The sequence below is a fragment of the Luteibacter sp. KNZ12-1A genome, from assembly GCF_056755675.1.
The window spans coordinates 1-14,692 of sequence record NZ_JBPGXU010000099.1; the positions used below are offsets into that span (position 1 = coordinate 1).

Genomic DNA, 14,692 nt, shown 5'->3' on the forward strand with positions numbered 1-14,692 from the left:
AGATGTGTATAAGAGACAGCTGTAGCCATGGCCGTAGCCGCAGTTGAGGGTGAGCGACGCGCCACCTTCGCGCAGGTGGTCCAGTGCGCGAAGGTGCGCCGCCGCCAGGTCTTCCACATGGATGAAATCGCGCACGCCCGTGCCATCGGGCGTGTCGTAGTCCGTGCCATAGATCGCCACGCACGGCCGCTTCCCGACTGCGTGCTCGCAGGCCACCTTGATCAACAGCGTGGCTTCCGGCGTCGAGTGGCCGATCCGGCCCTGGGGATCGCAACCGGCCACGTTGAAGTAGCGGAGGATCACATGGCGCATCGCCCCGGTGTCGCACCAGTCGCGCAGCATCGTCTCGGACATCAGCTTGGAGCGGCCATAGGGATTGATCGGCTGGGTGGGCGTGTCCTCGTCGGCGATGCCCGCCTCGGTCGTTCCGTAGACGGCGGCCGTGGACGAGAAGATGAACTTGTCCACGCGCGCCTGTGCGCAGCATGCGAGCAGGTTCCGCGTGTTGCCGGTGTTGTTGGCGTAATACTTGAGGGGGTCGCTCATCGATTCGGGAACGACCGTATGCGCGGCGAAGTGCAACACGGCATCCACGCGGTGCGCCTCCAGCACGCGTGCCACCAGGTCGCCGTCGCCGACGTTGCCCTCGACGAAGGAAGCGCCGCGGACCGCCTCGCGGAACCCGGTCGAGAGGTTGTCGATCACCACGACGCGATCGCCGCGTTCGACCAGCTGTTGCACCGTGTGGCTGCCGATATAACCGGCGCCGCCCGTGACCAGGACCGAATTCATGCGTGCCTCCCGGCCGCGGCCGGCGGGAAATTCTGCGTGAGCCAGCCACCGATGCCATCGAGCAGACGGGCACGGTCGCCGGTGAGGATGTAGGTATGGTCGGACTCGGCGGAATACCGCGTGGTGACCGCCGGGTGGCTCATCACCTTGCCGAAGCATTCGCGGAATTGCCGCGCATGGTTGAAGTAGTTGCTGATGCCGCCCGAATAGACCAGGTACAACTTCATGCCACGGCCCACCATGCCGGTGAAATCGGCGATGACTTCCTCGCGCGGCGCGGGTGCCACCGCGAATACCGGTTCGGAGGCCGGCTTGCCGCCGATGCCGTTCGCGCCACCGCGTCGCCGCAGCAGGCGTGCCCAACGGCCCGGATCGACGACGCGCGGCAGGTAATGGCGCAGCTTGTAGCCGAGCGTCCGGTAGGCGTAACCGTCGAGGAACACCGCGCCGGATACGCGCGAATCGGTGGCGGCGACGATATGCGCGTTCTGGGCACCCGAACACAACCCCACCAGCACGAAACGCTCGCAGCCCGCGCGGGCCTTGAGCAGGTTCATCGCGTCGTCCAGGTCCGCGCACACCTGCTGGGTTCGTGTCTGGCCACCGCCGGTGGCGGTGCTGTCGCCCAGCGTGGACAGGTCGAAGCGCAGCGTGGGATAGCCACTGGCATTGAGCTGCCGGGTCAGTTCCACATGCAGGCGGAAGGGACCGATGCGATGGACCAGCCCCGCGTTCACCACGATGACGCCGGTTTCGCCGGTCGCCTCCACGGGTACGCCGGCGATGCCGACGAGGTGGTTTCCACGGCCGAACCGGTGGGCTTCCTCGCGCATCACGCGGTCTCCTTCAGGCGGCCGCTGACGGCCTGGATCAGCGGCTGCGAGAGGATCGCGCTTTCCAGCCGGCGCAGGTCGTCCCATGGGGTGGCAGGAGCGATCGGAACGACCGCGCCACGCGGCGAGAGGATGCGCTCCCAGCGTGACGACGGCGCCGCGGGCAGCGAATCGAGCACCAGGGTGGGCACCTTCACGGCATGCAGGCGCAAGGCGCATAGCTGCTGGCGCAAGCGGTCGCCAACGTCGAAACCCAGCCACTGCTCGGCGATGTCGGCGTCGCTGCGCGGACGGGTGAAGCGCTCCATGTCGTCACGCAGCGCCACCTGCAAGGCATCGAGCGCGGAAACGTGATCGCCGCCATCCAGCACGGGGTCCCAGGCGATCACTTCGGCGAAACGCGCGCGATCCGAGGCGGCGAGCGCCACGCTGGCGCCCAGGCGCGCACCGAAGGCCACCACGCGATCGGTGCCCGCACGCGCGCGCAGTTCGCTGGCGGCGGCCGCCGCATCGGCGACGCAACGTTCCCAATCCACCTCGGCGCTCCCTCCCGCGGAGTCACCCGTGCCGTAGTAGTCGAAGCGCAATACGGCAAGCCCCTGCGCGGCGAGCGCCTGCGCCAGCTGCCGATAGAGACGATGGCAGCGGATCAGGTCCTGTCCCAGCGGCGGACACATCAGCAACGCGCGGCGCGCCGGCAAGGCCGGTGCGTGGTACATGCCGAAAAGATCGCCGGCGGGACCGAAGAAGAATGGGATCTCGGCATCGGTTCGCATGGTCACCTCCGGTAGACCACGCCGACGAAGAACCGGGTCTCGCGATAATCCTGGCCCGCCGCATCGCTGCTACGCCTCTCCCGGGACGCGGAAACATGCCAGCTCCAGTGCCGATTCACCTGCTGGCCGAGATCGAGGCCCAGGCGCACCGTGGTGTCCTTGCGCGCGAGGCTGTCGTAGGTCAGGCGGCTTCCCGTGGCGTAGCCGGTCAGGGTCAGCGTGGGACGGATCCGGTAGCCCACGCCCACGCTGATGCCCTTGTCTGTCTGGTCGAAGGTGGGATCGCCGATGTAGCGCAGCTTGTTGAAGGACGGGGACACGGTCAGCACGATGCGTTCCGAGCGCCAGTTCCAGGTAGCCTCCAGCCGCTTCTCCTTGTAGACCTGCGAGCCGATCACCGCGCTGCCCACGCCCACGCCCGTGCCGTTGCCACGACCCAGGCCACCCGTGGCGGCGAACGGGTCGAATGCCTCGACGCGGTCGGCCACCGTGGCGTCGTACACGCCGGGCGTGGCGATGAGGTCCTGCGCCGCGTCGGCGTATTGGTAGGCACCGGTGACGGACACGGTATTGCGCACGCTGGGCCGCCAGCCGAGGCTGAGGCGGGCCAGCGGCGCCGACTTGCTGGAACCATCGTCGAATTCGAGGCGCGTGCCGCCCGCCAGCACGTCGACGTCGAAACGCGCCAGCGTGCTGGTATAGCGGACGAAGGCTTCCTTCCGGTCGTAGTTCGCCTCGCTGGGCTGGTTGGTGAAGTCCACGCGCTGGAACTCGACATTGCCCGACAACTGGTCGGTGGGGCTGAGGTCGCGGTAGACACGGAACGCGGCGAGGCCGCGCGAGGAATCGAAATCGTCCACCTTCGACGCATAGCTGTTGATGTAGCGCAGCTCGAACTGGCCGCGGGCGGCATCCCCGAAACGCATGCGCAGGGTCGGCCCCAGCACCAGCACGTTGGTCTGCTGCTGGTTGTCCGGCGAATTGCTCGACAGCTGGTCGACCGGCTGCACGCCGGCATAGTCCTCCACCGAGAAATCGAGACGGTCCGGCGATATCGTCCAGTTGCCCTGCCCGGCCAGCTGGGTCTGCGCCTGCGAATCGAAATCGTTGCCCAGGTACTTGCGATACTCGAAAGTGCCGGCCACGTTGGCCTGGAAGGTCGAGCCCATCTGGGTGAACTGGAAGGTGCCGCCCGGGGTCAGCACGTTCCCGCTGACCGGCCGGCTCGACGACAAGGCGATGTTGTTGCTGTGCTCCAATCCTGCATAGAGCGTGTAATCGAGCGTGCCGGCCAGCACCACGCCGGGTGCCGACACGAGCGCGAGCACGATGGCGCGGGCGAGCCTGGACGGTGCCGGCATATTCCCTCCCTTTACCCCTGTCGGCGCACGACGCCTGCCGGCCGCGTGCCAGGGTGCCGCGCTCACGGCGATTGGTTGAACACCACGCCGGCGAGTTTCGCCGGGTCGAAGTTGGCGACGGCCTGGTTGATCGTCGCCGGCGTATCGCGGCCGTAACCGGCGACGATCACGACGAAATCCGCCAGGTCCGAAAGGATCCGGGCATCCGGCGAACCCTTGACCGGGGGGCCATCGAGGAACAGGTACCGGTCCGAATAGCGGCAGCGCAGCGAATCGAGCACCGCACGCATGCGGAACGAGGAGAAGTACTCGCCGCTGTTCTCGCGCGACTTGCCGGCCGGGATGAGGCGCAGGCGCGGAACCCCGGTGTGGTACATGATCGACGCGATGCCGCGCGAGGGATGCTCCAGGAAATCGATCAGCCCTCCGGTACGCGGTTCCACGCCGAAGGCTTTGTGCTGATTGGGGTAACGAAGGTTGCAATCCACCAGGAGGCTGGTCTTGGATTCGTCGAAGGCGAAGGCGGCGGCCAGGTTCCGCGCGACAAAGCTGCCACCCGAACGCGGACTCACGGAGACCACCAGGGTCACGAAGTTGTGCTCGCCAGCCATCTCCAGCAGCCGCGTGCGGATGCCACGGAAGGCATCGGACTGCTGGCGGACCGACTCCTCGCGATGGATCAGGCGCTTGCGCTCGCAGTCGATCGGCGCCAGGGCACCACCCTCTTCGCGCATCCGCGCGATGGAATGCCCGGGCGTCGCGCGGGTTTCGTCGTCGTGGTCGGCGACCATGTCGCCCATCTCGATATTGTCAGCGGCCATCTTGTTCATCGTCAGCCCTTCATCCTCAGCCAGAACACCACGAGGTACACCGCGGCGACGCCGACGACGGTCAGGGCCAGCATCATGTTGTGCAGATGCTCGCGGCGACGATCGCGCGGGGTCGGGTAGAACGGAATCGCCGCCAGCACCGGAAAGCCCGTCGCGCGTTCAAGCTGGGCCACCGAACGGATGCGCGGATCGAACCGCGCCACCGCGAACAGCAGGCCGAGCGGGATCGCCAGCGACAGTGCCAGCCCTGCGAGGCCGAAGTGCATGAAGCGCAGGCCGGATGGCACCAGGGGCATCATCGCGGGGTTCTGCACCATGAAGGTCAGGCCGCGCTGTTCGGCATCGAGGTTCATCGAGACACGCGCGTTCTCGCGACGCTTCAGCAGGTCCTGGTAGACGTCGCGGTTGACCGTGTAATCACGGGTAAGCTCAGCGGTCACGTTCTCGGAATTGGCGATGCGCTTGCTGCGTTCCAGTTCGGCCTGGAGCATCGCCTCGCTGGCGCCGACCCGTGCGGCACTGGCCGCCGCGTCGCCGCGAACGGCGGCGAGCTGCAGGCGCATCTGCTGGTAGACGGGATTCATCGTGACGGCGTGATCGAGCGGGATGGCGCCACCGGAGGCGCGCTGCGCGTCCGCGGCCTGCGCTTGCCGGCGCACGTCTTCGATCTGGTGACGCAGGCGGATCACGTCCGGGTAATCCTCGGTGTAGTTCAAGCGCAGCTTGTCCAGCTGCCCTTGCAAGTCGGCCAGTTGGGTCTGGTAGATGCCCCCCACCGTCTGCACGGCGTTGACCTCGGACTCTCCATTGAGTTGCGCGGACAGCACGGCCGCCTGCGACTGCCTCTGCATGTAATCCATGCGGTTGTTTTCGATCTGCGTGCGCAGCTGGCTGATCCGCGTGTTGGTGTCGGTCTCGCTGCCGGGGCGCGCGTCCGCATTGGCGTCCCGGTACGCCTTCAATTTGTCTTCCGCGTCGGTGAGCTTCATCCGGTACGCTTCGACCTGGCTATTGATGAACTCGTAGGCTTCACGGCTCTCGCGCTGCTTCGAGGCCAGGCTTTCGCTGATGAAGAGTTGGCCGAACGCGCGGGTGACTTCGAAGGCGCGCTTCGGATCGGAATCGAAATAGCTGATCGTGATCAGGTTGTCGCGATTGTTGACCAGCTTCGTGCGCGACTTGATGCCGTCGACGATCTTGTCCCGCTCCAGCGGCGAGGGGTTCGTGGCGAGCCAGCCACCGGCCTCCAGCACTTCGTCGAGCACCTTCCTGCTGAAGATCACGTCGCGGGCGATGCCGGCACGGTTCTTGTTGCCGGTCGCGGTCGCCGCGCCTTCCATCAGGGGCGTGATGATGCTCGCCTCCTGGGCGAGGATCGTGGTCGATGCCTCGTACTTCTTCGGCCAGACGGAGCCGATGCCGAGGGCCGCCAGCGCGATGACCGCGAAGGCGAAGCCCATGACGACACGCCGCCTGCGCGCTTCGCCGATCAGTGCGGGCAGCATGCCCGTGAAAGGAACGAGTTCCCCGCTCATATGTACCCCTTGCACCCGCCGCGGCGGGCCGGTCAGAAAGTGCGTTGCGGAACAGTGATCACGTCACCGGGCTGCACCGGATAGTTGTTCGCCAGGTCGCCTTGCTGGAGGATCTTCTCCAGCCGCACGGCATAGGACTGGGTCGAGCCACCCTCGTTGCGGCGGTAGAGTTCGGTGCGATCGGCCGCGGCGAACTCCGTCGTGCCGCCGGCGGCGAGCACGGCGTCCAGCACGGTCATGCCCTGCCGGTACGGGATCGAGATCGGGCTGCGCACCGCGCCGGTGACGCGGATACGCGAAAGGTATTCGTGGCTGCGCAGCGCGGTGAGGATCACCGCCACCTGCGGATCGCGGATGTACTGGCCCAGCTTCTGCTGGATTTCCGTGGCGACCTGGTCGGTGGTACGGCCACCTGCCGGAATGTCGCCGACCAGGGGAACGGTGACCTTGCCATCCGGCCGCACGGGCACGCTGACGCTGAGATCAGGGTTGTGCCAGACGGTGACCTGCAACTGGTCGTCCACGCCGATCAGGTAGGCGTCCACCGCCTGCGTGGCGGCGTCCGGCTTCGGCGGTGGCGATGTGTTTCCGCTCGTGGCGCAGGCGGTCGACAACACGACGGCGACGAGTACGATTGCACGGTTCCACTGTTTCATGACGTCCACCCACCCCTGTGACTTCCTCAGTGGCTATCGTCATTTCAATGTGGTCACGCGTCTATTCAACAGCCCGCCTATGCCATTCGGCAGAAGGTATATGGAAGCGTTTCGGGTGATGCTTGGGCCGTGGCCGAGCTCATGGACATCGCCCCGCGCCTGCTGCACCCCGCCTTGCAGGCCTTGCTGCTGGGTGTCGTTTCGGTGCTGCTGGTGCTCCTGCGCAAGCAGGTGCCCGCACTGGTGACGGCGCTGGTCGCCGTGGCATGGATATGGTTCGCTTCCACGCCGGCCGTGGCCCTCGCCTTGCACGGTGCGCTGGCGACGCCGGCACCCGGCGCGACGCCGCGCGCGGATGCCATCGTGGTGCTTGGCGGCGACACGCTGCCCGTGAACGACTGGTCGCGCGCGACGACGCGGGCGGGCAAGGGCCTTGCGCTGTGGCGGGCCGGCCTCGCGCCCGTGCTGCTGGTGTCGGGCAGCGACCAGGCGCGGGCGCTGGCACAGGGTTATGAGGTGTCCGGCGTACCGGCCCGCGACCTGCGGATCGAGGACACGAGCAGCAACACCCACGAGAACGCGCACAATTCGGCGTCGCTGCTGCGAGCCAGCGGCTTGTCGGAGATCCTGCTGGTGACCTCGCCCATCCACATGCGTCGCGCCGCGGCCGCGTTTCGGCATGAAGGACTCGCGGTATCCGCCGTGCCCACCGCCGACACGCACGCCATGCTGGAAGGCGCGTCATCCTGGCTGCCGCGGCGCGACGCGCTCACGCTCACCGCGCGATGCCTGCGTGAGTACGTCGCCTTGTGGATCTACCGCGAACGCGGCTGGATCTGACGTTATGGTTTTTTGTTTGGTCGCTCGGGAAGGCTCTGGTGGAAACCGGCTTTTCCGCAAAAGCCAGCTTTTCGGTGGGAGCCGACCCTGTCGGCGATGGGTGCTTGCCGCGAGCTGGCCCGCTGCCGCGGGATCGCCGACAAGGTCGGCTCCCACCAGGTGACGGCTCACACCGACTTTTTTACGGGTCGTCGGTTTCGATCTGCAAGGAGGTCTTGCCATCGCGGCGGATGAGACCGGGGCCGAACTGGACGACCTTGCCGTCCTTCAGCACGACGGTGTAATCCTTATGGGAGAACGAAAACCTGCCCGGCCGACGGTCGAACCAGTTGAGCACCTCGTATCCGACGATGCTGCGGTCCGAATCGGGGCGGCCAAGGCGTTCGATCACCTCGTCGCGTTGCGTGCCCACGTCGAGCCTGGCGATTTTCGCCGCCATGCCCTGACATCCGGCGATTCCGGCCGCGACGACGGCCACGGCGATCGCTCGTTTCATCCTCACCCCCGTGCGGTACGGCATCCGCCCGATGGTAGCGCACCGGCGCAAGAGCGTGCGAACGGAGCACCATACCGTGTGAAGCCGGGGCCGCCCTGCTAGGCTCGCGGCTTTCGCCCGTGGAGACGCCCATGCTATTCGCCCTTGCCCTCGCACTCGCCGCCGGTGACGGCTTCGAAGCACGTGTCCAGGCCGCCAAGGCGCTGGAACGGAAAGCGGACGGCAAGGCGTGGCAGTCGGCCATGTGGGACCGCATCGGCGATCCCGCGGCCGATGCATTGAAAGACTGCATCGCCAGCAACGCCCCGGCCGACAAGCGCCCGTTCACCCTGGTGGCGGAGGTGGCCGCCGATGGTCGTTCCAGCCAGGTGGAGGTGCGTCCGGCCACGCCGGTCGCCCGCTGCTTCGCTGGCCAGTTCAATGCATGGGCACTACCGGCGCCACCGAAGGCGCCGGCGCCCTACCCGGTCGAGATCGACGTGACGATGGATCCCTGACTCAGTTGAGCTGGTCCGGATGCGGGCCCATGCGGTTACCCGCTTCCAGTCCGTCGATGGCCTTCATGTCCCCGGCGGACAGTTCGAAATCGAAAACGTCGATGTTCGCCGCGATGCGCTCGGGTGTGACGGACTTCGGGATCACCATGTAGCCGAGTTGCACATGCCAGCGCAGGACGACCTGGGCCGGGGTCTTGCCGTGCTTCCTGCCGATCTCGACCAGCATGGGCTGTTTCAGCAGGTCACCGCCCTGGCCTAGCGGGCTCCACGATTCGGTGACGATCTTGTGCCGCTGGTTGGCGGCCACCACGTCGCGCTGGCCGAAATCCGGGTGCAACTCGATCTGGTTCACCACCGGCACCACGCCGGTTTCCTCGACGATGCGGTCGAGGTGGGCGGGCTGGAAGTTCGATACGCCGATGGAGCGGACGCGGCCTTCCTCGCGCAAGCGGATGAAGGCCCTCCACGTATCCACGTAGCGATCGCGTTTCGGCGTCGGCCAGTGGATGAGGTACATGTCGACGTAATCGGTGCCGAGCTTTTCCAGGCTGGCGTCGAACGCGCGCAGCGTTTCATCGAAGCCCTGCTCGGCGTTCCATAGCTTGGTGGTGAGGAAGATCTCGCCGCGCGGTACGCCGGAACGTTCGATGCCCTTTCGAACGCCGGCCTCGTTACCGTAGATGGCGGCCGTGTCGATCGAGCGGTAGCCGGCGGAAAGCGCGTGCGCGACGGCATCCGCCGTCTCCGCATCGGGAATCTGGAACACGCCGAAACCGATCTGGGGCGCGCTGTTGCCGTCGTTGAGGGCGAGGTTCGGGATCGTGTATGCCATGCCTGTCTCCTGCGGGTCGGACCGCCCGTCATCATGACGGACGGCCCCGCATGCGAGGCGTGACGATCAGTCGCCGCGCGCGGCGTAGTGGGTTTCGACGTAGTTGTCGAGGATCGCGACGAACTCGTCGGCGATGTTGTCGCCACGCAGGGTCATGGCCTTTTCGCCATCGATGAATACCGGCGCAGACGGCGCTTCGCCGTTGCCGGGGAGCGAGATGCCGATGTTGGCATGCTTGGATTCGCCCGGACCGTTCACCACGCAACCCATGACGGCGAGCGTCAGGTTTTCCACGCCGTCGTATTTCACGCGCCACAGGGGCATCTGCTCGCGCACGTGGCCCTGCACCGTCTTCGCCAGTTCCTGGAAGAATTCGCTGGTGGTGCGGCCACACCCCGGGCACGCCGTGACCAGGGGGGTGAACGCACGCAGGCCCATCGTCTGCAACAGCTCCTGCGCGACGATCACCTCGGCCGTGCGCGACTGGCCCGGCTCGGGCGTGAGCGAGATGCGGATGGTGTCGCCGATGCCCTCTTGCAGCAGCACGCCCAGCGCGGCGCTGGACGCGGTGATGCCCTTGGAGCCCATGCCCGCCTCGGTGAGGCCGAGGTGCAGCGCGTAATCGGCACGGCGCGCGAGATCGCGATAGACCGCGATCAGCTCCTGCACGCCGGATACCTTGCACGACAGGATGATGCGGTCGCGCGGCAAGCCGAGGTCTTCCGCGCGGGCCGCTGAATCCAGCGCCGAACGGATCAGCGCTTCGCGGGCCACGTGGCCCGCGTCCCACGGTTGCGCGCGCCTGGCGTTCTCGTCCATCAGGGCGGCGACCATCGACTGGTCGAGCGAACCCCAGTTGGCGCCGATGCGCACCGGCTTGCCGTAGCGGATGGCCATCTCGATGATCGAGGCGAACTGCGAATCCTTCTTCTTGCCGAAGCCGACGTTGCCCGGGTTGATGCGGTACTTGGCCAGCGCCTCGGCACAGGCCGGCTCGCCTTCGAGCAGCTGGTGGCCGTTGTAGTGGAAATCGCCGATCAACGGCACGGAGACGCCCATCATGTCGAGGCGTTCGCGGATACGCGGCACCGCCGCGGCGGCAGCCGGCGTATTCACCGTGATGCGGACCAGTTCGGAACCGGCACGGGCCAGTTCGGCCACCTGCTTCGCCGTGGATGCCGGGTCCTCGGTGTCGGTGTTGGTCATCGACTGGACGACGATCGGGGCCCCACCACCGACGTGGACACGGTCGATCAGGACTCCCGTACTGGGGCGGCGGGCGCCGGCTTCCGCGGGACGCGGGCGGCTGGTGAGGTCTTCGGTCATAGCTGCCCATTTTAGCGCATCGTCATGACCGCTCGCCGACCGTCGAAGCGGGTCGAGGGTCTGGTCGAGACTTTGGTTGTGGCCGCCGTCGTGGCAGCCGTCGTGGGAGCTGGTTATGGGAGCTGTTGTGGGAGCCGCTTCAGCGGCGATGGGAGCTTGCCGCACCCTGGCCCGCTGCCGCGGGATCGCCGACAAGGTCGGCTCCCACCAGACTGAGGCCAGCTTCCCCACCAGGCTGAGGCCCAGCTTCCCCACCAGGCTGAGGCCCAGCTTCCCCACCAGGCTGAGGCCAGCTTTCCTACCAGACTGAGGCCAGCTTCCTACCAGACTGGGGCCAGCCTCCCACCCAGGCGCGGCAACCCGGTGGGAGCCGACCCTGTCGGCGATTCAGGCTTGCCGCGGTGTCCGGACGGGTGGTGGCCGCACCTGTCGCCGCAGGGCCGCCTGGACCAATCGTCGCTCCACTCGCTCCACGACCGAGCCAGGCCGTCCCAACCCCAGCCGCTCCAGCGCCTCGCCTTCACCGTCCACCGGCCGGCCCGGCGCCAGCAACGCCCGCAGCAACGTCCCCTTCCCCGCGTCGCGCAGCCAGCCCAGCGCGGGCAGCAGCCGCCGCTCCACATCGGTGAAATCGCTACCAAAGGGGAAAGGGTCGAGCAACCCGCGCCGCCGCATCGGCTCCAGCGCCGCCGCCAGGCCCTCGGGCGTATGCCCCCGCCAGGCCTCGGGCACGACGAAATCCGGCCGGAGCTTCCCGGCCCTCTTGGCCTGTTCCACCAGCCCGTCCACGAAGCGCGCGTCGGCGATCGACAACATCGCTTCCACGCATGCCTCGTCCGACAGGCCACGCAGGTCGGCCACGCCATATTCGGTGACATAGACATCGCGCAAATGGCGCGGGATGGTTGTATGCCCATAGTTGAAGCGAATGTTCGACGCCACCTTGCGCCCCTTGCCGCGCGTGGCACGCAGCAGCAGGATCGAGCGCCCGCCGGGAAGTTCATGCGCCATCGCCACGAAGTTGAACTGTCCACCGACGCCGCTCACGACACGGCCGTCCTCCAACCCATCCGAGACGGCGGCTCCGGTCAATGTCGCCATCATGCAGGTGTTGAAGAAACGGGCGCCGCGACGCTGCAAGGCGGCCAGCGGCTGGTGATCGCCGTATAGGTGATTGACGTTGGACACGCGGCACATGTCGATCGCGTCGGGATCGTCGATTTCCGAGCGGTGCATCCAGGCATACAGCTCGCGCGAACCGAGCAGGAACGCCCCGCGCAGGTAATGACCTCCTGCCGCGCCGACGTCTTCCCCCGCCGCCGCGCGACGCTCGCGCTCCATATCGTCATAGGCGCGCCGGCGCAGGACGCCTGCGCGCTGCAGGTGCATGAAGCCGTCCATCACCATTTCGCTCGCGCCGTACAGGCCTGTCGTGAAGGCGGAGCCTCCGCCCCAGCCATCCATGCATCGGCGCGTGCCCCCCGTGGTATCGAGGGCACCGAGGCCTTCGCGCCAGGCGCCGTTCTGTTCGTGCCGCAGGAGGAGCCCGCGCACCAGCGCGTCCGACAAGGCGCCGATACCGATCTGCAGCGTGCCGCCATCCATCACCAGCGCGCTCGCATGCATGCCGAGCGCGAACTCCGCCGGTTCGATCGGCGAACGCGGCAAGGCGAACAGCGGCGGCGAGACCTCGGGCTCGACGAGCAGGTCGAAGAGGCCGTCTTCCGCTTCCGCATGGCCGCTGACGTAAGGCATGTCAGGATGGGCGACGGCGACGCAGAACGGTTTCGGCTTGCCCGCCCGCGCCAGGTCGTCGAGGAAGTCGAAGGTCAGGTCCGGGTTCGACGAGAGGCTGATCCGGCCGTCGCGCAACGCCACCAGCTGGACCAGCACGTCGATATCGCGCCCCACCAGGTCGCGAGCCACGTGCGTGTAGTTCTGGCTGATGTAGTCACGCTGCGCCGAGCCGGACCCGAGCAGCGCGCCGGATTGCATGTAGAACTCATGCACATGGATGTTTGCCGGCAGCGCATCACGGGCCTGTGCGATCGCATGATCGAGGTCCATGTAGCCCTCGCCGAAATGGCGGGCGAGGAAGGGCGCGGCGAAGCGAGCGGCCAGCCCCTTTCCCGGTGATGGCCGGGTCAACGACAGCGCCGTGAAAATCGTCAGCGAGCGGTCGTCGCGTCCCTGCACCGCGCGGTAGAGGGCATTGAGCAAGGCATGCGGCTTGCCCAGGCCCAGGGGCGCCGCCACCCGGGGATGGCCACCCGTGCGCTGCAGGATCGCCTCGACGGCGGCTTCGGTGTCTCGGTCACGCGGTATCGATGCCATGGCGGCGATGATGCCAGATGCCGATACACTCGACGCCATGAACGTCCGTCACCGCAGCACAGGGTTTTCCAGCCGCCTGTTCGCCGAACAGGCATTGAGCCGCAGCGCGGGAGCACCGCTGATCGGTGGCAACGCGGTCGAGTTGTTGATCGATGCGCAAGCCCACTTCGACGCGTGGCTGGCGGCGATCGCAGCCGCGCGCCGCCACGTGTTCCTCGAGAACTACATCATCCGCGACGACCGCATCGGCAAGGCCTTCCGCGACGCGCTGGTGGAGCGAGCCAGGGCCGGCGTCTTCGTGGCGGTGATCGGTGACTGGATCGGTTGCCTGGGCCAGTCGCGATCCTCCTTCTGGACGCCGCTGCGCGAGGCCGGCGGACAGGTCCGCATCTACAACCCGCCCAGGCTGGGCAGCTCCTTCGGGTGGGTGAGCCGCGATCATCGCAAGGTGCTGGTGGTGGACGGTGAGGTCGGTTTTCTTTCGGGCGTGTGCCTCAGCGAGAAATGGCTGGGCGATCCGTCGCGTAACGTTCCGCCATGGCGCGATACCGGCGTGAGGCTGCGCGGTCCGGCGATCGCCGAAATCGAACATGCCTTCGCCGACAGTTGGCGCGAAGCCGGAGAACCGCTGCCGGAAGACGACCGCCTGCTTCCCGCGACCGGCATCGCCGCCGGCGATGTCTCATTGCGCGTGATCGCCACCCAACCCAGCACGGCCGGCATGTATCGCCTGGATCAGATGGTCGCGGCCATGGCGCGGCAAACACTGTGGCTTACCGACGCCTATTTCGTCGGCGTGGCGCCTTACGTCCAGGCGTTGTGCGCCGCGGCCCGCGATGGCGTCGACGTGCGCCTGCTGGTACCGGGAAGCAGCGATATCCCGGTGGTGGCCGGCATGTCGCGTTCGGGTTACCGGCCGTTGCTGAAGGCGGGCATCCGTGTGTTCGAATGGAACGGTTCCATGCTGCATGCGAAAACGGCCGTGGCCGACGGACGTTGGGCACGGGTGGGATCGTCCAACCTCAATATCGCGAGCTGGCTGGGCAACCGCGAAATCGATGTCGCGGTCGAGGATGCGGGCTTCGCCACGCAACTGGCGCACCAGTACGAAGCGGACCTGGAGAACGCCACGGAAATCCTGCTGCACCGGCCGCGTTATCGTGCCGGCAACGAACGCCTGCGCAGCCGTTCACCACGCCCGCCACGTCCCCGGCGAAGCGGTGGAAGTTCCGGACGTGCGGCCGCCGGTGCGTTGCGCATCGCCAACACCGTGGGTGCGGCGATCACCCAGCACCGGGTGTTGGGAGACACCGAAACCGGGCCGCTGCTCGCCGGCGCGGCGGCGGCCTTGCTGCTGACGGTGGTCGGAGTGCTCTGGCCCGCGGTGATCGCATGGCCGCTGGCCCTTATCGGCGCATGGTTCACCGTGAACCTGGCCGTGAGCTGGTGGAGCCTGCGCCAGCGCAGGAAACGCGGGCCGTCGCCAGTCGACCAGGCGCCGCCTTCGGACTGAAGGCTCATATCGCCGCTGAAGCGGCTCCCACAGAAATAGCTCGCGTCTTTGTGGGAGCCGCTTCAGCGGCG

At 67.2% G+C, this 14,692-nt stretch carries 14 protein-coding genes; 3 read left to right on the forward strand and 11 right to left on the reverse strand.

Features of this window, described 5'->3' with window-relative positions:
* The 7 genes from galE to ACR9ZJ_RS15910 form a co-directional block, all read right to left on the reverse strand.
* Nucleotides 1–792, reverse strand: a 792-nt coding sequence (gene galE, locus ACR9ZJ_RS15880; RefSeq protein WP_481288277.1) for a UDP-glucose 4-epimerase GalE, incomplete at its 3' end; no start/stop codon positions are given.
* A complete protein-coding gene (locus ACR9ZJ_RS15885) occupies nucleotides 789–1,625 on the reverse strand; it encodes an alpha/beta fold hydrolase (RefSeq protein WP_481288278.1) in 837 nt (278 codons plus the stop codon). The genes ACR9ZJ_RS15885 and galE, both read right to left, overlap by 4 nt.
* A complete protein-coding gene (locus ACR9ZJ_RS15890) occupies nucleotides 1,625–2,401 on the reverse strand; it encodes an alpha/beta fold hydrolase (RefSeq protein WP_481288279.1) in 777 nt (258 codons plus the stop codon). The genes ACR9ZJ_RS15885 and ACR9ZJ_RS15890 overlap by 1 nt, the downstream gene beginning before the upstream one ends.
* Nucleotides 2,402–2,403: 2 nt before the next feature.
* On the reverse strand, nucleotides 2,404–3,762 hold the full coding sequence (locus ACR9ZJ_RS15895; RefSeq protein ID WP_481280162.1) for an outer membrane beta-barrel protein: 1,359 nt from the start codon (nucleotides 3,760–3,762) through the stop codon (nucleotides 2,404–2,406).
* 62 nt (nucleotides 3,763–3,824) lie between these two features.
* Nucleotides 3,825–4,592, reverse strand: coding sequence for a P-loop NTPase family protein (locus ACR9ZJ_RS15900; RefSeq protein ID WP_481280161.1), 768 nt, complete (start codon nucleotides 4,590–4,592; stop codon nucleotides 3,825–3,827).
* Between the two features lie 2 nt (nucleotides 4,593–4,594).
* Nucleotides 4,595–6,127, reverse strand: coding sequence for an XrtA system polysaccharide chain length determinant (locus tag ACR9ZJ_RS15905; protein WP_481280160.1), 1,533 nt, complete (start codon nucleotides 6,125–6,127; stop codon nucleotides 4,595–4,597).
* 32 nt (nucleotides 6,128–6,159) lie between these two features.
* Nucleotides 6,160–6,783, reverse strand: a complete 624-nt coding sequence (locus ACR9ZJ_RS15910) for an XrtA/PEP-CTERM system exopolysaccharide export protein (RefSeq protein WP_481280159.1) — start codon at nucleotides 6,781–6,783, stop codon at nucleotides 6,160–6,162.
* A gap of 141 nt (nucleotides 6,784–6,924) precedes the next feature.
* Between ACR9ZJ_RS15910 and ACR9ZJ_RS15915 the strand changes: the two genes are divergently transcribed.
* Nucleotides 6,925–7,623 carry a YdcF family protein gene (locus ACR9ZJ_RS15915; RefSeq protein WP_481288280.1) on the forward strand — a complete coding sequence of 233 codons (699 nt, stop codon included), beginning with the start codon at nucleotides 6,925–6,927 and terminating at the stop codon, nucleotides 7,621–7,623.
* 181 nt (nucleotides 7,624–7,804) lie between these two features.
* Here the strand turns inward: ACR9ZJ_RS15915 and ACR9ZJ_RS15920 are convergent, their stop codons facing one another.
* Nucleotides 7,805–8,119 carry a hypothetical protein gene (locus ACR9ZJ_RS15920; protein ID WP_481280157.1) on the reverse strand — a complete coding sequence of 105 codons (315 nt, stop codon included), beginning with the start codon at nucleotides 8,117–8,119 and terminating at the stop codon, nucleotides 7,805–7,807.
* A gap of 131 nt (nucleotides 8,120–8,250) precedes the next feature.
* Between ACR9ZJ_RS15920 and ACR9ZJ_RS15925 the strand changes: the two genes are divergently transcribed.
* Nucleotides 8,251–8,616: a peptidase C13 gene (locus ACR9ZJ_RS15925; protein ID WP_481288281.1), complete on the forward strand. Its 366-nt coding sequence runs from the start codon at nucleotides 8,251–8,253 to the stop codon at nucleotides 8,614–8,616.
* Between the two features lies 1 nt (nucleotide 8,617).
* On the opposite strand, the gene ACR9ZJ_RS15930 is transcribed toward ACR9ZJ_RS15925, so the two are convergent.
* The 3 genes from ACR9ZJ_RS15930 to ACR9ZJ_RS15940 all read right to left on the reverse strand — a co-directional run bounded on the left by ACR9ZJ_RS15930 (nucleotide 8,618) and on the right by ACR9ZJ_RS15940 (nucleotide 13,108).
* A complete protein-coding gene (locus ACR9ZJ_RS15930) occupies nucleotides 8,618–9,448 on the reverse strand; it encodes an aldo/keto reductase (protein WP_481280155.1) in 831 nt (276 codons plus the stop codon).
* 66 nt (nucleotides 9,449–9,514) lie between these two features.
* Nucleotides 9,515–10,774: a flavodoxin-dependent (E)-4-hydroxy-3-methylbut-2-enyl-diphosphate synthase gene (gene ispG / locus ACR9ZJ_RS15935; protein ID WP_371024107.1), complete on the reverse strand. Its 1,260-nt coding sequence runs from the start codon at nucleotides 10,772–10,774 to the stop codon at nucleotides 9,515–9,517.
* A 387-nt stretch (nucleotides 10,775–11,161) separates the two neighbouring features.
* Nucleotides 11,162–13,108 (reverse strand): acetyl-CoA hydrolase/transferase C-terminal domain-containing protein, encoded by a 1,947-nt coding sequence (locus tag ACR9ZJ_RS15940; protein ID WP_481280154.1) that lies wholly within the window; start codon nucleotides 13,106–13,108, stop codon nucleotides 11,162–11,164.
* Between the two features lie 37 nt (nucleotides 13,109–13,145).
* Here ACR9ZJ_RS15940 and ACR9ZJ_RS15945 point away from each other — a divergent pair, with 37 nt between their 5' ends.
* On the forward strand, nucleotides 13,146–14,621 hold the full coding sequence (locus ACR9ZJ_RS15945) for a phospholipase D-like domain-containing protein (RefSeq protein ID WP_481288282.1): 1,476 nt from the start codon (nucleotides 13,146–13,148) through the stop codon (nucleotides 14,619–14,621).
* The last annotated feature ends 71 nt before the right edge of the window (nucleotides 14,622–14,692 follow it).